This is a genomic window from Nostoc sp. TCL26-01 (genome assembly GCF_013393945.1).
GTDB lineage: Bacteria > Cyanobacteriota > Cyanobacteriia > Cyanobacteriales > Nostocaceae > Trichormus.
Genome location: NZ_CP040297.1, coordinates 4,282,863 through 4,306,039, shown reverse-complemented (window position 1 = coordinate 4,306,039; position 23,177 = coordinate 4,282,863). Strand labels below are relative to the sequence as shown.

Genomic DNA, 23,177 nt, shown 5'->3' with positions numbered 1-23,177 from the left:
TCGGGAAAACTTTTATTAACCTTTTCAAACTTTACACATTTCAGTTTCATCTTGCTAACTTGACTGACTGAAAAAATTATGGAGCAATCTTACATTTCTGTTATTCATTCGATTCCTGATGGTGCAGCTTTAATTAATACTGTACTCTGCCATTATCCAATCAGTATGCCTCTTGGTTGCAAGTTGTATAAACGAGGACTCGATGATACTTATTTAGTAGAAACAGAAGACAAAAATTATATTTTGCGAATTTATCGACGTAGTTGGCGAAATAAGCAAGAGATTGATTTTGAGCTAGAAGTATTAGCATTTTTACACGCACAAAGTCAGGCGAAGCCGACACTATTTGATTTTGATCAATGTGGCTATGGTTGGCGTGCTTTTGATATTGCTAAATTTCTCCACGCATCGCTAAGAATGAACATAAATATTACAGTTAGGAATAAATTTGTTGAAGGTTATCAAACTATTCGTCAACTTAGTCAAGATGAACTGGAATCAATTCCTATATTTATGAAAGCTGCCCATATTTGGTTGATGGGAATTAGTGCTAATGCAGGTGAAGAAATTCTACCTTATGGATGGTTTACAGATGAGTGGTTAGATTCACGTTTAACTATGTTAAGAAGTCTAGATATGATGAGAACCACATGAACTACCCCTGGCTAACTTCGTTTGAGCCAGGGGTTTCTACATCCCCCAGCGTAGCCTGAGATTTCTGGCGCTTCCTCTGACCCAGGTTCTTCATGCTTCCCGCAGGTTTACGGGTACGTGAAGTAGAGCTAGAATCATCTGCGCCTACTAGGTTCGTTCCAAACCCAGGTAGTTGATTTGAGTGCCAAAGAAGCAACACTTCTCCAGAAGCGATATCACGTTGTTGAGTGTATCCACAATTGCTGCAAATATGCACTCTCTGGTCTAAGGTTTTCTTTTCCTGATGTCCACATTTAGGGCAAGTTTGAGATGGTTTTATCTTCTTGGTCGGTGCTTCAAGAAACACACCGCTAACATCATCCAACTTAGCCTTAAGGGATTGTTTAATCATCCCCATTCCGACATCAAGAATTGATTTATTTAGTCCAGACTTCTGCTTTTTACGTTTACCCTTCTTAGCCTTGGCACTCATGTTTTTAACTTCTAGTTGTTCAGTTACCACCGTGCTACTACCGCTAATTATTCGTATGGTAATTTGATGAACCCAGTTCTGACGTGACTCGGCTACTTTTCGATATACTTTGCTAATCTGCTGTTGAACTTTCTTCCATCTCCTAGAAGCTTTCTGTTTTTTCTTGTAGTTAGGTGAACGTTTACGACGCTTACCCTTACTTAATTGCTTGATTTTCTTCTCGGCATTCCTAAAAAATCTAGGCGCAGGAATCAAGCCATTTTCTTGTCCATTAGTCCAAGCAATTGCATCATTGCATCCTAGATCAATCGCAATAACACCATTATCTGTTTTGCGGCTATTTCTTAATAGTTCATCATCTATATCCAAAACTATAGATGCGTACCATTTGCCATTACGGTGAACTATATCTAGTGCTTTGGGATGACCCCATAACCTAGCTTGACCACGCATTTGGATAGAGCCAATTTTAGCCAGTTCTAAATAGCCGTTGTCACCTATACTGTGGCACTTCCATCCACTAAAGGATGGATAACTCCAACCAGAATAGCGGCGAATTGACTTGAATTTAGGATAGCCACCTAGACCTTTGAAGAAACGTGTGAATGCTAAGTCAACACGTTTTAATGTTGCTTGCAATGATTGGGAATTTATTTGCTTGTATTCAGTCCAAACTTCCTTGAAATCTGGCAGACAGTTCTGTTGTTCAAAGTATGAAACTGATTTACCAAACTTCTTGTAAGACGTAATTCTATTAGATACTGCGGCATTGTAGAGTTCCTTATGAAGTCTCCGGTGATAGTGTAATAAATCATTCACTTTTTTAGTTGGATATAACCTAAAAGTTGCTCTACGCAATGCCACTAATTACCACCTCCTTACAGTAATTGAAACTCATGGTATAGTACCATTGGTGAAAATCAGTTGTCAACATGAAAACTCAGTTTAGAAAAGCATCCCATGCTGTTTTTAGTATTCACTTACACGTCGTACTTATCGCCAAGTACCGTAAAGAGGTTATTACACAAGAAATACTTGTTAAGTTACAAGAAGTATTTAATCGTGTTTGCGAAAAACGCAAGTGTTTACTTACTGAGTTCAGTGGTGAAGATAACCATGTGCATTTGTTGATAGATGTGCATCCTGACAACAATATTTCACAGCTAATTGGTTCACTCAAATCAGCATCAAGTCGTATTATCAGAAAAGAATTTCAAGATTACCTGAAACAGTATTATTGGAAAGAGAAAGACCCTAGCTTTTGGACTGATGCCTACTCCGTTAATTCGGTGGGTGGCGCACCGCTAGAAATAGTCAAAGAATATATCCGTTCTCAAGACAAACCCGAAAGATAATGTTGTCAAAAACTCAACTGTCCCATTGGTTGTTTTACCTGCGGTAAAAATTACCAATAGGACGTTTCGCTTTTGACCCGCTTACATCCCCTCCCTGCTAAAAGCTGAGGAAGGGGAATTACGCAGATTCTGTTAAAAAACGATCTCTCAGATTTCGGAAAAAATCACTCAGGGGTTGTTGTCAAATTAATTTTGACACCGTGTAAGTCTTAATTGTTAATAATTCGTTCCACTACAACAGAGATATCTGGGAAGGCAAGTGGTTGAATTGTACCTATAGTCAATGTTAATTTTGTGGCGTATTCTCCATCTAATATATCTCGAAATATCACTAGATGTAACTTTTTCAGATTCACAACCCAATATTCTAAAATACCTGCTTGTGAGTAGATTTTACTTTTGGTTTCTAAATCTTTTTCTAAACTAGTATTAGCATATTCAACTACCCAGAAAATATTTTCTGGATAGGGGTGGTGCTGTCGATACTCGCGTCCTAAACGTTGGACAATAGCTATATCTGGTTCGGGTTCTGAGTTATTGGGTAGGGTGATAGGCTTGGCTTGACGTATTGTGGCACGCTGACCTAACAAATCCGTTAAATACTCCGCCGCTTCATGACTACAGTAAGCATGGGGTTCTCCTTCTGGCGACATTTCGACAATTTCCCCTTGTAGTAATTCCACTTGACGCGATCGCAAAATCCCAGCGTCAATCATGCGGTGATATTCGTCAATCGTCCACTTAGCCACAATCACAGTCATAGTTATCACCTACAGTGGGCAGAATGCGATAAGCGGAGTTTAAGCCTTCGGCGATCGCACTACCCAATGATTATTGATATTTTCCCATTTTAAACACAATCCCCATCATCTCCCTTCGAGACGTTGCAATGCAACGTCTCAGATATCATATTTCCTACCAAATAATATGAGATTTTTTGAAAACTCATATTAAATATTTATTTTCTTTATAAAAAGCGATTTTTCTAGAAATTTACTAGTCATTGCATAATTCCTCAGTTAATCGCTGAAAGGTATTCAGACCCACAGGAATAATACAAAATATGGCTATTCAAGGAACCAACAACGACGACAATAATTTGATCGGGACTGCTGGCAACGATATTATTCAGGGGTTAGGTGGCGATGACACACTCTCTGGACTAGGTGGAGATGACCAATTATCAGGCGGAACTGGATCTGACTCTCTATCTGGTGGTGCAGGTAAAGATCAATTTGTTTTAGAATATTTCAATGGTTCTGGTGCGACACGAGACGAAGATTTAGTAGTTGATTTTCAAAAGGGACAAGACCAAATTGATGTCAGAACTATCGGCATTAGTGACTTCAATACCATCTTAATTCTCGCTAATGATGATCCCGAAGCAAATGCGCTAATTACAACCCGCTATAATGTTTTTGACGATACTTACTATTATCGGTTAAAAATTGATGGAATTAGTAAATCGCAACTGCTAGCCAGTGATTTCAACTTCAGTACTGCGCTTGTGAATGATAACATCACAGGCACAAATAACGATGATGATTTGTTTGGTGGTTTAGGTAACGACACTCTCCAAGGTAACGGTGGCGATGACCGTTTGTTTGGTGAACAGGGTGATGATAAGTTATCGGGAGGCTCTGGCTCAGATACTCTCTATGGTGGTGCAGGTAAAGACCAATTTGTTTTAGAATATTTCAATGGTTCTGGTGCGACACGAGACGAAGATTTAGTAGTTGATTTTCAAAAGGGACAAGACCAAATTGATGTCAGAACTATCGGCATTAGTGACTTCAATACCATCTTAATTCTCGCTAATGATGATCCCGAAGCAAATGCGCTAATTACAACCCGCTATAATGTTTTTGACGATACTTACTATTATCGGTTAAAAATTGATGGAATTAGTAAATCGCAACTGCTAGCCAGTGATTTCAACTTCAGTACTGCGCTTGTGAATGATAACATCACAGGCACAAATAACGATGATGATTTGTTTGGTGGTTTAGGTAACGACACTCTCCAAGGCAACGGTGGCGATGACCGTTTGTTTGGTGAACAGGGTGATGATAAGTTATCGGGAGGCTCTGGCTCAGATACTCTCTATGGTGGTGCAGGTAAAGACCAATTTGTTTTAGAATATTTCAATGGTTCTGGTGCGACACGAGACGAAGATTTAGTAGTTGATTTTCAAAAGGGACAAGACCAAATTGATGTCAGAACTATTGGCATTAGTGACTTCAATACCATCTTAATTCTCACCAGTGATAATCCTGATGGCAATGCGCTAATTACAACTCGCTATAATGTTTTTGACGATACTTACTATTATCGGTTAAAAATTGATGGGATTAGTAAATCACAACTTTTAGTTAGTGATTTCAATTTGAAAACTGCGGTAGTTGATGACATTATCACAGGCACAAATAACGATGATGATTTGTTTGGTGGTTTAGGTAACGACACTCTCCAAGGTAACGGTGGCGATGACCGTTTGTTTGGTGAACAGGGTGATGATAAGTTATCGGGAGGCTCTGGCTCAGATACTCTCTATGGTGGTGCAGGTAAAGACCAATTTGTTTTAGAATATTTCAATGGTTCTGGTGCGACACGAGACGAAGATTTAGTAGTTGATTTTCAAAAGGGACAAGACCAAATTGATGTCAGAACTATTGGCATTAGTGACTTCAATACCATCTTAATTCTCACCAGTGATAATCCTGATGGCAATGCGCTAATTACAACTCGCTATAATGTTTTTGACGATACTTACTATTATCGGTTAAAAATTGATGGGATCAGTAAATCACAACTTTTAGTTAGTGATTTCAATTTGAAAACTGCGGTAGTTGATGACATTATCACAGGCACAAATAACGATGATGATTTGTTTGGTGGTTTAGGTAACGACACTCTCCAAGGCAACGGTGGCGATGACCGTTTGTTTGGTGAACAGGGTGATGATAAGTTATCGGGAGGCTCTGGCTCAGATACTCTCTATGGTGGTGCAGGTAAAGACCAATTTGTTTTAGAATATTTCAATGGTTCTGGTGCGACACGAGACGAAGATTTAGTAGTTGATTTTCAAAAGGGACAAGACCAAATTGATGTCAGAACTATTGGCATTAGTGACTTCAATACCATCTTAATTCTCACCAGTGATAATCCTGATGGCAATGCGCTAATTACAACTCGCTATAATGTTTTTGACGATACTTACTATTATCGGTTAAAAATTGATGGGATTAGTAAATCACAACTTTTAGTTAGTGATTTCAATTTGAAAACTGCGGTAGTTGATGACATTATCACAGGCACAAATAACGATGATGATTTGTTTGGTGGTTTAGGTAACGACACTCTCCAAGGCAACGGTGGCGATGACCGTTTGTTTGGTGAACAGGGTGATGATAAGTTATCGGGAGGCTCTGGCTCAGATACTCTCTATGGTGGTGCAGGTAATGATATCGCCGTTTATTTGGGTACTCGTTCTCAATATCAAGTAACCAGTAGCGCAGGTGTATTTACAGTTACCGACACAGTGGCTAATCGTGATGGAGTAGATACATTACGGGAAATTGAACAAATACGATTTTCTGACCAAACTATCACTATCGGTAGTGTTTTATCTTCTATCACCCTAGCAGTATCACCAGCTAGTGTCACCGAAGACGGCACAACCAACCTCACTTACACCTTCACCCGCACAGGCAGTACTACCAATGCTTTAACCATCAACTTTGGTGTAGCCGGTACAGCCACCCTCAACACCGACTACACCCAAACAGGTGCAGCTAGTTTCACAGCCACCACTGGTACAATTACCTTTGCTGCGGGTGCAAGTACAGCTATCTTGACGGTTAACCCCACCGCAGATACCTTTGTTGAAAATAACGAAACCGTTGCCTTAACCCTAGCAAGCGGCACAGGTTACACTGTCGGTACGACAACAGCCGTCACTGGAACCATTACTAATGATGATTTCCCATCTATCACCCTAGCAGTATCACCAGCTAGTGTCACCGAAGACGGCACAACCAACCTAATTTACACCTTCACCCGCACAGGTAGTACTACCAATGCTTTAACTATCAACTTTGGTGTTGCAGGTACAGCCACTCTCAACACCGACTACACCCAAACAGGTGCAGCCAGTTTCACAGCCACCACAGGTACAATTACCTTTGCTGCGGGTGCAAGTACAGCCATCTTGACTGTGAACCCCACCGCCGACACCACCGTGGAAAGTAACGAAACCGTTGCTTTAACCCTAGCAAGCGGCACAGGTTACACCATCGGTACAGCAACAGCCGTCACCGGAACCATTACTAATGATGATCCTTCTGGCATCACCATTAATCTTAGTCCTGGTCAGACAATAGTTGAAGGCTTGACGAGTCCGCAAAACGCAGCATATACCGTCACTCTCTCCCAAGCCAGTAGCCAAGTTATCACAGTTCAATATGGCACAGCTGGTGTTACAGCGATCGCCGGTTCAGATTACACTGGCACTACTGGAACTCTGACTTTCAACCCAGGCGAGACAAGTAAGGTCATCAATATCCCCATTCTCAATGATTCAGTTAACGAAGCAGATGAAACCTTTACCTTCAGACTGACATCTCCCACCAATGCGACTCTGGGAACAAGCAATACTGTCACCACAACTATCACTGATACCCTCAGTGCTGCTGTCACCACCACATTGCCGACCAATGTGGAAAACCTCACTCTTACAGGCACAGCCGCTATCAATGGGACAGGGAATGCAGGTAATAACATTCTCAAGGGTAATAGTGCTAATAACACCCTCTCCGGTAGTACTGGCAATGATACTTATGCTTTCGTAGCGAATACTGCCTTGGGAACTGACACCATTTCCGAAACTGCGACAGGTGGTATCGATACGATTGACTTTACAGGTAGCACTGTGGCCGTGAAGGTGAATTTGGGTGTGACTACTTCACAGACTGTGAATAGCAATCTCAAATTGATTCTCTCAGCTAATAACGTCATCGAAAATGCTACTGGTGGTACGGGTAATGACCGTCTCACTGGTAATTCGTTGAATAATATCCTCAGTGGTGGTAGTGGTAATGACCAAATCCAAGGTTTAGCTGGAGATGATACCCTCTTTGGCGGTGCGGGTGATGATATTCTCACTGGCGGTGCTGGTAGGGATAAGTATTTGTTCCAAGGTGGTGGAGTCAGCACTTTAGGTGTGGATTACATTAGCACTTTTGAAGTGGGACAAGACCAATTTGTCTTGAGTAAGGCTAGTTTCACGGCTGTGATTAATGGTGTGGGACAGGCTTTATCTGATTTTGCTGTTGTCAGTGATGATGAGTTTGTCAATGCCAGCAATGCCCGGATTGTGTTTAGCCAAGGTAGTGGTAGTTTATTCTACAATCAGGATGGTAATGTTTTGGGTACGGGAACTGTGTTTGAGTTTGCCCGTTTGGGTAATCCTGATATTACTTTGAGTGGTAGTGATTTTAGTTTGATTGCCTAGATTTATATAGAAACCCGACTTTTTAAATAAAGTCGGGTTTCTTGTTTTTAGGATCAATAGCTACATTTAGAAAAGTAGGTTGAGTTGAGGCTTTGGGAAACCCAACACCAATATCCATACTGGATTTTTAATATCCATGTTGGGTTGCGCTACACTTAACCCAACCTACTTCTAATGCTTAATCAATATGAGGTAATACAGAAAATGGAGCTAAGGGGAATCGAACCCCTGACCTCTTGAATGCCATTCAAGCGCTCTACCAACTGAGCTATAACCCCTTAATTTACTTGTGACAAAGCATCTAGCTTAGTTTTTGCTGTGGATTTGATTATGCACATATTTTCTTATTATTGCATATTATCTCAATCAAGGCAATAGGTTAGGACTGAAGCAGTGTGATTAATTCTCTGATTTTTTTGTCAACAGTCCAAAAAAACTGGATTTTGAGTGCTAGTTCTTACAAGTCGGGGAACCCGACCGTATATAATACAGAATATTTTAAGAAAAATAGATCAAAGAATTTTGTTAACCTTGAAAATAAGTAATGAATGTCATCGTTTGCCCTGGAATTCATGACTCAGCCTTAACTGACAGCTTCATATCAGGGTGGTTGTGTACAGATTCTCATGGCTCAATGAGTCAACATCATCTAAATGTACTAGTCGCTCCTGTTCAAGGTATGTCGGTCTTATCGTCGCCGCATATTTTGTGGTTCTTATGCGATCGCCTGGGCAATCAGCGAGAATCGCCGCTTATATTCATTAGTTTTAGTGCTGGTGTGGTAGGAGCGATCGCTGCTGCATGGCAATGGCAATTGCTAGGGGGAAATGTCCAAGCGTTTATCGCCATAGATGGTTGGGGTGTGCCATTGTGGGGTAACTTTCCGATTCATCGCCTCAGTCACGATTATTTTACCCATTGGAGTTCATTATTGCTAGGAAGTGGGCAACATAACTTTTACGCACAACCACCAGTTGACCATTTAACCATGTGGCGATCGCCCCAAATCATAGAAGGCTGGTGGATAGACTCATCCGAGGGAATCACTACCGCCAAAATCCACTTAACTGCGGCGGAATTTTTACATCGGTTATTAAAATGCCCTCAAGTAAAATAGTCCGGAAATCAGCCCAAATAAACAGGAGTGATAAATATGCGGATTTTAATATGTAGTAATGAGGATAGAAAAAGATAAGGGGATAGGGAGATGGAAAGAAGGGGGGAAATTTCATCTCCTTTCTCCTCACACCAGTCACCTCAACGGAGGAAACCCCTCCACGTTGCTGACTACCCTTGTTACCTGCTTGATACCCTCTCTCATCTCCCCATCTACCGTTGTTACTAACTAAACTTGCCCATGTTTCCCACTGAACCTGCTGCTGTTAATAACGGGTTTGCCGCACTGCTCAAAAACCGTGGCTTTATGCTCCTGTGGATTGGGCAACTAGTTTCCCAACTGGCAGACAAGGTTTTTTTCGTATTGATGATTGCTTTGTTGGAAGTTTACCCACCGCCGCCGGGGTTATCAAAAAACTCAATGTACTCAACCTTAATGGTGGCGTTCACAATTCCAGCAATTTTGTTTGGTTCGGCGGGAGGAATATTTGTTGACCGCTTGCCGAAAAAACTGATTATGGTGGGTTCAGATATTGTGCGGGGGCTATTGACGTTATGTTTGCCTTTTTTGCCAAGAGAGTTTCTGATCTTACTCATTCTCACCTTTGCTATCTCCACAGTCACACAGTTTTTTGCCCCAGCAGAGCAAGCAGCAATTCCGCTTTTAGTAAAGCGAGAAAATTTAATGGCAGCAAATGCCCTATTTAGCAGCACCATGATGGGAGCTTTAATAGTTGGTTTTGCTATAGGAGAGCCAATTTTGAGTTGGGCAAAAAGCTTGATGGGAGAAGCATACGGTCAAGAGTTAGTGGTAGGAGGATTGTACATTTTATCGGGAGCAATGATGCAACCGATCAAATTTAAGGAACATAAGCCCTCAGAAGCACAACGGACTGGAACGCATCCTTGGTCAGAATTTACCGAAAGTATCCGCTATCTGAAGAAAAATCCGTTGGTTCTCAATGCCATGCTGCAATTAACCACTCTGTATTGTGTATTTGCAGCTTTAACAGTACTAGCAATTCGGCTGGCGGAAGAATTTGGTTTAAAAGAAAAACAATTTGGCTTTTTCTTAGCCGCCGCCGGAGTAGGGATGGTGATAGGAGCAGGTATTTTAGGTCACTGGGGCGACAAATTGCATCATAAACCTTTACCTTTAATGGGTTTTTTGATGATGGCATTAGTTTTAGGCGTGTTCACGTTTACCCACAATTTAGTGCTAGCGCTGGGACTGTGTGCAGCTTTGGGTATAGGTGCGGCTCTAATTGGTGTACCGATGCAGACCTTAATCCAACAGCAAACACCACCGACAATGCACGGTAAGGTGTTTGGTTTTCAAAATCATGCTGTAAATATTGCCTTATCTTTACCTTTAGCCATCACCGGCCCCTTAACGGACGCTTTAGGCTTACGAGTTGTATTGATGACCATGAGTCTAGTTGTAGTCATAGTCGGTATTTGGGCATGGAAAAATACCCGTCGAGTATTGCAAGATGTGATTTAGTCATTAGTCAATGGTCAATGGTCATTAGTCAATGGTCAATGGTCATTAGTCATTAGCAATTCTTACTCCCCCACTCAGCACTCAGCACTCAGCACTCAGGACTCCCTCACTTTCCAAATCCCCATCTTTCTAAAGACATAAATTTAAATCAGAATTTAGTTGAAGTTTTCTATTAAGATTGAATTACTGACTACAGAATTTCAGCATTAACTTAGCTATCCTCTGAGGTTTGACCGTGACTGTGAGCTTGCCTTCCCCGATTAGTCCCTCACAAACAGAGAAACATACTCATTCCAGCCATTCGCCATCGCCAGTGATGACTCCTCAACGAGTGACTGGTGGTTTTGCGCTACTTGATAGTCTACTGCGCCACGGCGTTGAGTATATCTTTGGTTATCCTGGCGGCGCGATCCTGCCGATTTATGATGATCTTTACAAGGTGGAAGCAACTGGCAGTATTAAGCACATCCTAGTGAGACACGAACAAGGTGCGGCTCATGCTGCTGATGGTTATGCTCGTGCAACTGGTAAAGTAGGTGTATGTTTTGGTACTTCTGGTCCTGGGGCTACTAACTTAGTGACAGGTATTGCTACAGCCTACATGGATTCGATCCCGATGGTGATTGTCACTGGGCAAGTACCGCGCAAGATGATCGGTACAGATGCGTTTCAAGAAACCGACATCTACGGCATTACTTTACCAATAGTTAAACACTCTTATGTGGTGCGTGACCCTAAAGATATGGCACGCATTGTCGCAGAAGCCTTTCACATTGCTAGCACAGGACGACCAGGGCCAGTGTTGATTGATGTGCCGAAAGATGTGGCTTTTGAAGAATTTGATTATCTGCCGATGGAACCAAATTCTGTGAAGTTGCGGGGATATCGTCCTACGGTGAAGGGAAATCCACGACAAATCAATGCGGCAATTCAGTTAATTCGAGAAAGTCGTCGTCCTCTACTATATGTTGGTGGGGGGGCGATCGCTTCTAGCGCTCACGCAGAAATCACAGAGTTAGCAGAGTTGTTCAATATCCCTGTGACGACAACATTGATGGGGATCGGTGCTTTTGATGAACATCACCCCCTATCTTTAGGGATGTTGGGAATGCACGGTACAGCTTATGCTAACTTTGCTGTAACTGATTGTGATTTGTTGCTCTGCGTTGGGGCGCGTTTTGATGACCGAGTCACCGGGAAATTAGATGAGTTTGCTTCCCGTGCTAAGGTGATTCACATCGATATTGACCCTGCTGAAGTGGGTAAAAATCGCGTCCCGGAAGTACCAATTGTCGGTGATGTGCGGAAAGTTTTGATTGATTTGTTGCGTCGTTGCAAACAAATCGGTGCGAAAAGCACACCCAACCAGAACCAAGAATGGCTCAATTTAATTAACCGTTGGCGGGAAGAGTATCCTTTAGTTGTCCCTCAACATCCTGATAGCATCTCACCGCAAGAGGTGATTGTCGAAGTTAGTCACCAAGCACCCCACGCCTTCTACACCACAGATGTTGGTCAACACCAAATGTGGGCTGCCCAATTTTTGAAGAACGGCCCCCGACGCTGGATTTCTAGTGCAGGTTTGGGAACAATGGGTTTCGGCTTACCGGCGGCGATTGGTGCAAAGGTGGCGTTCCCTGATGAACAAGTTGTCTGTATTAGTGGTGATGCCAGTTTCCAAATGTGTTTACAAGAACTGGGTACAGCAGCACAATATGGTATAAATGTCAAGACCATAATTATCAATAACGGCTGGCAGGGAATGGTACGCCAGTGGCAACAAGCCTTCCACGGTGAGCGCTACTCATGCTCAAATATGGAAGTAGGGATGCCGGATATTGAGTTGCTAGCACAGGCTTATGGCATTAAGGGTATGGTGGTGACACAACGAGAGCAATTAAAAGAAGCGATCGCTCAAATGCTCGCCGCCGATTGTCCAGTTATTTTGAATGTCCACGTCACCAAAGACGAGAACTGCTATCCGATGGTAGCACCCGGCAAGAATAACGCTCAGATGGTTGGTCTACCCAAAAAACCACCAAAAACCAATATTGAGCCAGTTTATTGTAGCGATTGCGGCACAGTCAATGCTCCCAATCATAACTTCTGTTCTGAGTGCGGGACTAAATTGTGATTGTGATTTATTGGACATCTCCAATAAATTCGTAATAAAAACGTAGAGACGTAGAGACGTAGCACTGCTACGTCTCTACAAGGATCTAGGGTAACACTGGTAGCATCCTCATTCCTTCATTGGGTGAGGATTTTTATTTTTGCAGGATATTTTTGATTGCTATTGGCTTCTGTATTTTTTTTGCAACAGAGAATTTTCTAGTTAATTAAATTACGGATTGGGCTAAACATATACTGTGGTAATAATGATAAAAAGATAGGCTTATAAGCTTGATCATTACCTACTTCATCATTTCACCACTTTTGACAAATTCTGTGTCGTTCATTCTGTCTGAGTACTTTTGCAGATTCCGACAAAGGAAGGCTAATCCTGTGAAAATTTTGTTGGTTGAAGATGACCAGCCTACAAGTTTGGCCCTTGCCGATACCCTAATGGCTCATGATTATACAGTGAACTTAGCAGTAGATGGGCAAAGAGCCTTAGAATTAGCAACAACCTTTGAATATGACCTAATTCTTCTAGATGTGGGATTACCAAAGCTTGATGGTATTAGTGTTTGCAGACATCTCCGTAGCTTGGGATATAAAAGTCCCATTCTCTTGCTCACAGCAAAAGATCATACAACCGATAGAGTTATGGGTTTGGATGCAGGCGCAGATGATTATGTAGTCAAACCCTTTAATACTGAGGAATTAATGGCACGAGTACGCGCACTACTCCGGCGAGATAAAATAGTAAAATTTCCTGAAATAATTTGGGAAAATGTGCGTTTTGACACCATTAATAAAGAAGTGAGATGTGGAGAGCAACTGCTGCACCTGACTCCTAAAGAGTATTGTTTATTAGAGCTTTTTCTGCTCAATCCTAAGCGGGTTTTCAATCGTAGTCATATTTTAGAGCGTCTGTGGGATATTTCTGAGTCACCAGGAGAGGAGACAGTTAGCACTCATATTAAATGTCTACGTCAAAAGCTCAAAGCAGCTGGAGCATCAGATCCCATTGAAACAGTTCATGGGTTAGGGTATAGGCTCAGACAACCATCTCCATCCAAAGAATCAGTTATTTTTGCCACGCCATTTATTAGTAACCAAAAAAAACAGCACCTCAAAGCCACTACTAATCAAATTTGGGAAAAATTTCAGCATAAATTTGCCCAACAGATAGTGATTTTAGAACAGGTAGCCACAGCGCTGCAAACAAACCAGCTCACAGTTGAACTGCAACAGCAAGGACAGCAACAAGCTCATAAACTAGCAGGATCATTAGGGATATTTGGCTTGATGGATGGTTCGCAATTAGCGAGAAAGCTAGAGGGACTATTAGAGCAGCAAATAGTGTTAGAGGCATCAGCAATCAAGCAAATTGTCGAATTAGTAGAGTTGCTCCGCCAGGAAATATGTAAGACACCAGAATTAGCTTTAGAACCTGAGCAACAAGCTGATTCTCCCCTGATTTTAATTGTTGATGATGACCTGACTTTAGCAGAAAAAGTGAGAATGGAGGCGATCGCCTGGGGATTGCGCGTAGCAATTGCCCCAGACTTAAAAACAGCCCAAAAAGCGATCGCCCAAAATCTCCCCGATGTGATTTTACTTGACCTGGCCTTTCCTAGTCCTGTAGAAGATGGGCGCGTACTACTCAAACAACTAACACAAAAAATTCCTCAGATTCCAGTCATAGCTTTCACTGTCAAAGGTAGCTTAAATGACAGACTGGAAGTAGCCCGCTTAGGCGGCAGCATTTTTTTGCAAAAGCCCTTACCTACTTACGAAATTCTTAAAGCCGTAACCGACGTTTTAAACCAAAATCGCTCTCAAGCTGGCAATAAAGTGATGATAGTCGATGATGATGCAACTATGCTGACAATTTTATCTACCATTCTAGAAAAACTGAGCATAGAAGTCACAACCTTAAGTAATCCTCAGCAATTCTGGGAAGTACTAACAACCTCCAATCCAGATTTACTAGTACTAGACCTATCAATGCCTGGTTTAAGTGGACTAGATTTGTGTCAAATTGTGCGCAGTGATGCTAAATGGCATCATCTTCCAATTCTATTTTGGTCAGCCCACACAGAATCGACAGAAATCGACCAAGCATTCGCTGTTGGCGCTGATGGCTACATGAGCAAATCCACTCAATTAGCAGACTTAACAACTCAAATTGTCCGTCGTCTCAAGCGAGTTGGGTTTAGAGAGAGGGGAGAGAGTGCTGAGTGCTGTTAGCGGAAGCGGGGCGTTTAGCCCGTGCTGAGTAGGGAGTGGGGGAGTGGGAGAGTGGGGGAGTAAGAATTGCTAATGACTAATGACTATGACTATTGACTATTGACTATTGACCAATGACTATTGACTATAAAATTTTATGAATTCCAGGATTTATCAACGATTTTTACCTTATGGGGTGGCTATTGGTTCGGTGGCGATCGCTTTTTTGTTGACGTTCGTGCTAGAGTCAATGCTATCTCGTACTATTGCTTCATGCTTTTTTGTAGCGGTTGCTGCTACTACTTGGTACGGTGGGATGAAACCAGCCATAGTGACAACAATATTATCTGCATTGGTAATTCAATATTTTTTTATTACCCCAGTTAATCATTTAAATCCTGTTAGTTGGAGTGATGCTATTAGGCTGGTATTATTTTTTTGTAATGCTTCTATTATTAATTTACTAGGTAGTGACTTGCGAACCAGCAAGCGGAAAATTTTTCAACTTAGCCAGCAGTTATTAGAAGAAAGTGCAGAACAACTGAGGCTAGCGATATCCGCAACTCAAATGGGGTTGTGGAACTGGAATATTCAAACAGGGGAAATTAAATGGTCGCCTGAGCATGAGCTGGTTTTTGGATTAGCTCCTGGTACATTTGATGGTAGGTATGAAACTTTCGATGCTCGTCTCCATCCCCAAGACCGAGAGGGACTAAATCAAGCAGTGAACCGAGCAATTAAAAAGCGGAGTGTTTACCAGCATGAATACCGGATTATTTGGCAAGATGGGAGTTTGCATTGGGTTGAAGGTAGAGGGCAAGCATTTTATGATACAACCGGACAGCCATTGCGGATGATGGGGACAGTCATCGATATTAGCGATCGCAAACAAGCAGAAGCAGCTCTTGCTAAAAGTGAGCAATATCTGCGGACTATTATTGATGCTGAACCTGAGTGCGTGAAAGTCATCACGGCTGATGGTATTTTGCTGAATATGAATGCTGCTGGTCTAGCCATGATTGAAGCAAATAGCTTAGATCAGGTGCTTGGGCAATGTGTCTGTCCAATTGTTGCCCCAAATCATCAGCAAGCTTTTATGGATTTTACCCAACAAGTTGCCGAGGGAAATCCTGGTGTCTTGGAGTTTGAAATCATTGGACTCAAAGGTACTCATCGTTGGTTAGAGTCTCACGCTGTTGTGTTACCCGATGCAGATGAATCTGAGAATAAGGTACTGGCGGTAACTCGTGATATCACTGCTCGGCGGCAAGCTGAGATTGATCTGCGCAATGCTAAAGCTGAACTAGAAACTCGTGTCGCCGCACGAACAGCAGAATTAAGTCAAGCCAATATGCAACTACAAAAAGAACTCAGCGATCGCAAACAAGTCGAGGAAGCACTACAACAAAGTGAAGCTAAGTTTAGGTCTTTGAGTGAATGTTCACCCATCGGTATTTTTATGAGTGATGCTCAAGGTCTGACTACTTATACTAATCCCCGCGCTCAGGAAATAGGCGGTTATACCTTTGCTGAAGCTTTAGGTGATGGATGGTTAGAATTTATTCACCTAGAAGATCGAGAGCGTATACTTACAGAATGGTCTACAGTCACCTCGCAAAACCAAAGATTCTCCTTTGAAGATGTGCGCTATGTCCACAAAGACGGGACAATTCGCTACGCTAGGATTGAGTCTGCGCCAATCTTGAGTGCTGATGGTCAACAGATTACCCATGTCGGCACTATTGAAGATATTACCGCCAGTCGAGCGATCGCTCAAATGAAAAATGAGTTTATCTCTATTGTTAGCCATGAACTGCGTACCCCCCTCACCGCCATTCGTGGCTCACTAGGGTTGCTAGCGGCGGGAGTTTATGACAAAAAACCGGAAAAAGGCAAACGAATGCTAGAAATTGCTGCTGATCAAACTGATCGTCTCGTGCGCCTAGTCAACGATATCCTCGACTTGGGACGATTGGAGTCAGGCAAAACCAAGTTTGAAATGCAAAACTGTGATGCTGCTAAACTCATCCAACAATCTGTTGACACAATGCGCTCTAGTGCAGAAGCTAATCAAATTAAACTGTCTGTTAACTGTCCATCTCTGAGAGTCTGGGCAGATCCTGACTCTATCATCCAAACCCTGACCAACTTGTTGAGCAATGCCATCAAATTTTCTCCCCATGACACCACTATTTATTTAAGTGCCGAACAGATTGATACTCAAATACCCCAGATACCTATTTCAGTACAAACACTCACACCTTGTATACTATTTCAAGTTAAAGACGAAGGTCGAGGTATCCCACCAGAGAACATAGAAACAATTTTTGAGCGTTTTCAACAAGTTGATGCTTCAGACTCTCGCCAAAAAGGAGGTACAGGTTTAGGTTTAGCCATTTGTCGGCAGATTATTCAGCAGCACGGTGGCCATATTTGGGCAGAAAGTGTTGTAGATCAAGGCAGTATTTTTTACTTTACCTTACCAATTGTCAATTAGTCATTAGTCAATAGTCAATGGTCAATAGTCAATGGTCAATAGTCATTAGTCAGTGGGCATTAGCATTTCTTCTTCTCCTCTGCACCCCTACCAAATCAGTTACCAGTTAATAAACGTTCACTGTTCACTGTTCACACCCTTCACTTCCTCACTCCCCCACTCAGCACGGGCTAAACGCCCCGCTTCCGCTAACAGCACTCAGCACTCAGCACTCAGCACTCAGATATAGTAAACTTTTCCCGATTGTTCTCCAAATTATGCCAAGACAGCGTGTTTTAGTGATTGATGACGAAGAAGCCATCCAAGAAGTGATTCAAGCCTGTCTAGAAGAATTGGGTGACTGGGAAGTGTTCACGGCGGGATCAGGCAAGGAAGGGTTAATAATTGCTGAATCTCAGTTACCAGATGGCATTCTACTTGATGTCTCTATGCCTGAAATGAATGGTTTCGAGACACTCCAGAAATTACAGGAAAATTTAGTCACACAAGAAATTCCCGTTGTACTGTTGACAGCCAAAGTTCAACCTGCTGATTTGCAGCGTTTTTCTCAGTTAGAAATTGCCGGGGTGATTCAAAAACCTTTTGAACCATTGAAATTACTCGATTTAGTCGCTCAAGCATTTCAATGGGAATTATGAACTTTTCTAACTTCAAAATTTCTTCAATTATTTTTTTTAAAATCAAAAAACCAGTTCAAATTTGACAACACTAAGATTAAGTCGTGATTCGGATTAAATGCCAGAGCATATCTTTACGTTTGCTGTACACACAACTAGGGAAGAACAACACCAAAACAACATAGGTAATTGTTTTCGAGACTCTCCAGTATTGAGCAGCTTAAGTTCTGCATATGCAGATTTTGAGCTGGGGGAAATTGAGTATGAAAATTGGAGGGTGAAAGTGATGACAACCAAACGTATTTTGGTTGTTGATGATGAAGCTTTGATGCAGGAAGTTGTACAAGCTTGTTTGGAAGAAATAGCGGGATGGGAAGTGATCACTGCTAGTTCTGGCCAAGAAGCTTTAGCCAAGGCAGCCAGAGAACAACCCGATGCCATTATTCTTGATGTGATGATGCCTGGTATGGATGGAATAGAGTTTATGCAGCGTTTAAAAGCAGACTCTAATATCCAATCTATTCCTGTGATACTACTGACAGCAAAACTCGATTTTACAGAACCTGCTCGTTTAAGAATGTTAGGGGTTGCCGGAGCGATCGCCAAGCCTTTCGATCCCATCCTCTTAGTTGAGCAAATCGCCGCATACCTCGGTTGGACATTGTAATTCGTAATTCGTAATTCGTAATTCGTAATTAATAAATCCAGATTGTGTGTATTTTCATATGTAGAGACGTTGCAATGCAATTATCTACTTTTACCGATTCCCGGTATAACGAGCCAAAGAAGCAATTATAGATAACAATTGCTCTGGTGTAATGGGTTTAGCCAGATGGGCTTGGTATCCTGCGGCTAAAGCTGCGGTATACTCGGCGTATCCAGCATAGGCAGTGAGGGCAGCAGCTGGAATTTGCCCACCCTGTTCAGGACTGAGCGATCGCACTTGACGAATTAACGTATAACCGTCTTCTTCTGGTAAACCGATGTCGGACAGAAGTACATCATGGCCGTTGGGGTTGGCGATGAGTGTTGATAGTGCGGCTTGGGCTGATGCAACTGTGGTTACTTCAACTCCATTGTCTTCCAATACTAGTTGGAACAACCGACGGATATCTGGTTCATCATCCACAACCAATACTCGCAGACCTCTGAGTGATGGCATCTCATCAGTTGGGATTACTGTCTCGGTGTTTGAGATGATTGGCTGTTGAGTAGCCACAACCGAAATCTGGTCTTGGATACTTTGTAGCGGTAATCTGACTGTAAAAGTTGCCCCTTGACTTTCACCTTGGCTCTGGGCTTGTACTGTCCCACCATGCAGTTCTACTAAGTGGCGGACAATCGAAAGTCCTAGTCCTAAGCCAGGATTGGAGCGAGTTCTGGAGCCATCAGCTTGTCGGAAGCGCTCAAAGATATAGGGCAGAAAGTCAGCACTGATCCCACAACCTGTATCACTAACTTGAATCTGGGCGAAAAAATCAGTGTATTCGAGGGTAATGTCAACTCTGCCACTGGTGGGGGTAAATTTGATGGCATTGGAGAGTAAATTCCAGATCACCTGCTGTAAGCGAATGGGATCACCAATTATGGTGGTGGGGGAAGCATCTAAACGAGATGTAATTTGAATGTTTTTTGCTTCTGCTGAGAGTTGAACAACCTCGATTGCGGCTGTGATTATTGACACAAGTTCAATTGGCTGGGCATCCAGACGCAACCTACCAGAGCTAATGCGGGAGATATCTAACAAGTCACTAATTAGATGGGCTTGAGCTTGGGCGCTGCGCTCAATAGCTTCTAAACCCTGATTAACCGTAGCTTCATCCAGCTGATGTGTTCTTAGCAAGTTTGCCCAACCCAGCAGAGCATTAAGTGGATTCCGCAGTTCGTGGGAGAGAATCGATAGAAACTCATCTTTAGCGCGGTTGGCTGTTTCTGCGGCTGTACGGGCTGATTGCTCTTGCATTAGTAACTGAGTGCGTTCTGCTTCTAATTGCTTGTGCTGAGTAATATCTTCAATTACTAAAAGAATCATAGGGGCATCGTGGATGTGAGACAGTTTGCGAGCATTGAGCCGCATGATTTTATAGCCGATGTCCTCGAAGGTATGCTCGACTTCCAAATCTTGAAACTGGCTTTGATAGGGAAGAATGTCTTCTAGGAGCGATCGCAACTGGGGAATATTCCATTGCCCATTGCCGATATCATAAATGAGACGCTGTTCTGTTTCTTCTGCTAATACTTGGAATTTTTCGTAGAAAAACTGATTGGCGGTGATGACTCGTAAGTTTATATCCAGCACCACTAGGGATTCTCGCACAGTTGCCACAATCGCTTCTGCGTAATCTCTAGATTCTATAATCTGTCTGGCACTGCGTTTGAGAGCATCAATGTCAACCAACACAACTACAGCACCATCGATTTTGTTGTCTATTGTCCGATAGGGACGGATGCGTAAATCATACCAACGATGCTCTTGATCTTGAACTTCCTGGGCTTTAAAGTTGAGTGTGCTGATCACTTCGAGAATCTGTTGTTCTAGGTCAGGAATATTTAAGTTGTGATTGATATCACTTAATGGTCGCCCCACATCTGTAGGAATCAGGTTAAAAATTCTCTCGGCTACGGGAGTAAAGCGGCGAATCCGCAAATCACCTCCCAACATCAGAATGGGAATATTAATACTGCTGAGGAGATTTTGTAAATCGTTACTGATTTGAGTTGATTCAATATTGCGACGTTGCAGTTCATCGTTAATGGTGTTTAATTCTTCATTAGTTGCCTGAATTTCTTCTTTAGCAGTTTCCAGCTCCTCATTGGTACTTTGTAACTCTTCGTTACTAGAAAGAATTTCTTCGTTGGCAGCTCTTAGGTCTTGATTAGTGGCTTGCTGTTCCTCAATGATCGATTGTAAATACTCTTTAGTAGTGGCTAAGTCTTGTTTGAGTTTGTTAGTTTCCTGCTCTTTATTGGTTTGTCTTTGTTGCCGAGAGCGAGTAGAGCCGCTACTTATCTCTAACTGAGAAATTTCTGTGGTGAGGATGTCTGTAAAAATCACCAAAAAGTAGCGTTCTGATGTACCTTGAGGTTTAAACGGCACAACATCAATTCTGACGAGCCTGACTTCATCATGGTCTTTGATTGGTATCGCTTCTTTTCTGACTGATACTTCGTGCTTTTTGGCTTGGTGAATGGCAGTGCGCAGTTCTAGTCGCAATTCTTCCTTAGCCATTTTCAGCAGATTAAAGCTGGGCCTACCTGGTGGCGGTTGCAGATAGAAACTAGTCTGACCACGAAATTGCACTATTTCCAAATCGTTGTTAATAATTACACCGACCGGTGCATATTCACTCAACACAATTCGGTCAGCTTCTTTCTGCATTTCTAAATCATTCCAGGCATCTTCGCTCACAGTTGGCTGGGGGTTGAGAATTTCTGTAGGGTAGTTGCTAGCGATTAAATCAATCCCTAGACGAGCCGGAGCCATTTTGCGGGAATAAATTTTGTACTTGCGATCAAGCAATGTGAACAAGTCAGTAAACTCGCCCACTGTCTCTGATGTCCCTAACATCAAAAACCCTGTTGGTTTTAAACCATAATGGAAAACTGGTAAGAGCTTTTTCTGTATACTAGACCCTAAATAAATTAGCACATTACGACAACTGATTAAATCTAAGCGAGAAAATGGCGGATCACTGATCAGGTTTTGTCGCGCAAAAACACACAATTCTCTGACTGGCTTGCTAATCTGATAGCCTCCTTCCACTGGCACAAAAAAGCGCTGTAATCTTTCTGGAGAGACATCTAGTACTTGATTTTGTTTGTAGATGCCGCTTCTAGCTTTCTCAATTGCTACTTCATTAATATCAGTGGCAAAAATCTGGATAGGCGTACTAATTACCTGATTGCTCAAAAATTCTAGTAAGCAGATAGCAATGGAATAAGCCTCTTCACCCGTAGAACACCCTGCCACCCAAATGCGGATGGGAGAATCGGGGGTACGGTCTTTAGCAATAATGGGAAATACCTTAGTTTTGAGAGCGTCAAAAGCTTCGGGATCGCGGAAAAAATTAGTAACGGTAATTAGCACGTCTTGATATAGTGCTTTTACTTCTGCTGGATTATCTTGTAGATAACGGACGTAATCTTCTAGTCTTTCCAGTTTATATAAAATCATCCGCCGCAGGATGCGCCTCTTCAGGGTGGTTTGCTTATAGTGGTTAAAGTCAACTCCTGTCAAATTCTTGAGCAGACTAAAGATAACGGAAAGAGCATCTCCACCTTCTGGTAGTACTTCGGTTGTTTTTTCTGGGGTCAAGTGATTGACGTAGGGATGACGACTAATTTTAGCTAACTCCTCAGCGATCGCTTTTGGTGTCAAAATAAAGTCTACCTGACCAGAAGCCACAGCTGTATTTGGCATACTAGGAACTCTGGCTGATTCTTCACACTGGGCAAAGGTAATACCCCCAGCGGCCTTAATAGCTTCTAGTCCCCGTGAACCATCAGCATCACCCCCCGACAACACAACCCCAATGGCTTTGCTGGCACGATCCTCTGCCAAGGAAATAAAGAAAGTATCAACTGACATCACTTGTCCGCGAGTTTTCTGGCGCGGACTCAATTTCAACCGCCCTTGCTCAATAGTCATCATCGCATTGGGGGGAATAACATAGATATGATTTGGTTCGACGACCATACCATTCTTGACTTCCACCACAGGCATTTGCGTTATCCGTGAAAGCAGCTTCAGTCAACATACTTTTTTGATCAGGACTTAAGTGCTGAATCAACACAAATCCCATTCCAGTATCGGTGGGCAAATGGCTCAATAATTGTGTAAATGCTTCTAATCCCCCGGCTGAAGCTCCCATCCCCACAATGGGAAATAATTCACTTTGGCTTTCTTGTGCTTGTTCCTCTTGAGAGGGCGGATTAGATGCAGATTTTCTCGCAGGTTGCTTAGGATTCATTACACACAGGAGTTAAAAATCATTGTTTTCTTTTACCTGTAATTCAGTGATTAAGCAGAACTAATTATACGTAAAAAGTACGCGCAAAAGGAGAATTGGGAAGGCTAAGAGGAACCATTTACTCACACTGGGAACCGCAAAG

Annotated in this window: 12 protein-coding genes, 1 tRNA gene and 1 pseudogene; 10 read left to right on the top strand and 4 right to left on the bottom strand. The window is 42.4% G+C overall.

The window, feature by feature from the left end; genetic code table 11:
* Positions 1–78 precede the first annotated feature (78 nt).
* Positions 79–654 carry a phosphotransferase gene (locus FD725_RS18770; RefSeq protein WP_179049546.1) on the top strand — a complete coding sequence of 192 codons (576 nt, stop codon included), beginning with the start codon at positions 79–81 and terminating at the stop codon, positions 652–654.
* Between the two features lies 1 nt (position 655).
* Here FD725_RS18770 and FD725_RS18765 read toward each other — a convergent pair whose 3' ends face one another.
* Positions 656–1,990 (bottom strand): RNA-guided endonuclease TnpB family protein, encoded by a 1,335-nt coding sequence (locus FD725_RS18765; RefSeq protein ID WP_179049545.1) that lies wholly within the window; start codon positions 1,988–1,990, stop codon positions 656–658.
* Positions 1,991–2,058: 68 nt separating this feature from the next.
* On the opposite strand from FD725_RS18765, the gene tnpA reads away from it, so the two are divergent.
* The gene (gene tnpA, locus FD725_RS18760) at positions 2,059–2,481 is read left to right on the top strand and encodes an IS200/IS605 family transposase (RefSeq protein WP_010994128.1); all 423 of its coding nucleotides are present in this window, start codon (positions 2,059–2,061) and stop codon (positions 2,479–2,481) included.
* 209 nt (positions 2,482–2,690) lie between these two features.
* Here the strand turns inward: tnpA and FD725_RS18755 are convergent, their stop codons facing one another.
* Positions 2,691–3,242, bottom strand: a complete 552-nt coding sequence (locus FD725_RS18755; protein ID WP_179049544.1) for a Uma2 family endonuclease — start codon at positions 3,240–3,242, stop codon at positions 2,691–2,693.
* 302 nt (positions 3,243–3,544) lie between these two features.
* Between FD725_RS18755 and FD725_RS18750 the strand changes: the two genes are divergently transcribed.
* A complete protein-coding gene (locus FD725_RS18750; RefSeq protein ID WP_179049543.1) occupies positions 3,545–7,993 on the top strand; it encodes an S-layer family protein in 4,449 nt (1,482 codons plus the stop codon).
* Positions 7,994–8,198: 205 nt separating this feature from the next.
* On the opposite strand, the gene FD725_RS18745 is transcribed toward FD725_RS18750, so the two are convergent.
* A tRNA-Ala gene (locus FD725_RS18745) sits at positions 8,199–8,271 on the bottom strand.
* Positions 8,272–8,537: 266 nt separating this feature from the next.
* Here FD725_RS18745 and FD725_RS18740 point away from each other — a divergent pair.
* The 7 genes from FD725_RS18740 (at position 8,538) to FD725_RS18710 (ending at position 18,732) form a co-directional block, all read left to right on the top strand.
* Positions 8,538–9,110: a hypothetical protein gene (locus FD725_RS18740; RefSeq protein ID WP_179049542.1), complete on the top strand. Its 573-nt coding sequence runs from the start codon at positions 8,538–8,540 to the stop codon at positions 9,108–9,110.
* A gap of 240 nt (positions 9,111–9,350) precedes the next feature.
* Positions 9,351–10,613, top strand: coding sequence for an MFS transporter (locus FD725_RS18735; protein WP_179049541.1), 1,263 nt, complete (start codon positions 9,351–9,353; stop codon positions 10,611–10,613).
* 235 nt (positions 10,614–10,848) lie between these two features.
* Positions 10,849–12,747, top strand: a complete 1,899-nt coding sequence (ilvB, locus tag FD725_RS18730; RefSeq protein ID WP_179049540.1) for a biosynthetic-type acetolactate synthase large subunit — start codon at positions 10,849–10,851, stop codon at positions 12,745–12,747.
* A gap of 371 nt (positions 12,748–13,118) precedes the next feature.
* Entirely contained in the window at positions 13,119–14,972 is a 1,854-nt protein-coding gene (locus FD725_RS18725; protein WP_179049539.1) for a response regulator, read from the top strand.
* A 136-nt stretch (positions 14,973–15,108) separates the two neighbouring features.
* A complete protein-coding gene (locus FD725_RS18720; RefSeq protein ID WP_179049538.1) occupies positions 15,109–17,448 on the top strand; it encodes a PAS domain S-box protein in 2,340 nt (779 codons plus the stop codon).
* A 257-nt stretch (positions 17,449–17,705) separates the two neighbouring features.
* Positions 17,706–18,086, top strand: coding sequence for a response regulator (locus tag FD725_RS18715; protein WP_179049537.1), 381 nt, complete (start codon positions 17,706–17,708; stop codon positions 18,084–18,086).
* Between the two features lie 265 nt (positions 18,087–18,351).
* A complete protein-coding gene (locus FD725_RS18710; protein ID WP_179049536.1) occupies positions 18,352–18,732 on the top strand; it encodes a response regulator in 381 nt (126 codons plus the stop codon).
* A gap of 90 nt (positions 18,733–18,822) precedes the next feature.
* On the opposite strand, the pseudogene FD725_RS18705 reads toward FD725_RS18710, so the two are convergent.
* A pseudogene (locus tag FD725_RS18705) lies at positions 18,823–23,035 on the bottom strand (chemotaxis protein CheB).
* Positions 23,036–23,177: the final 142 nt, after the last annotated feature.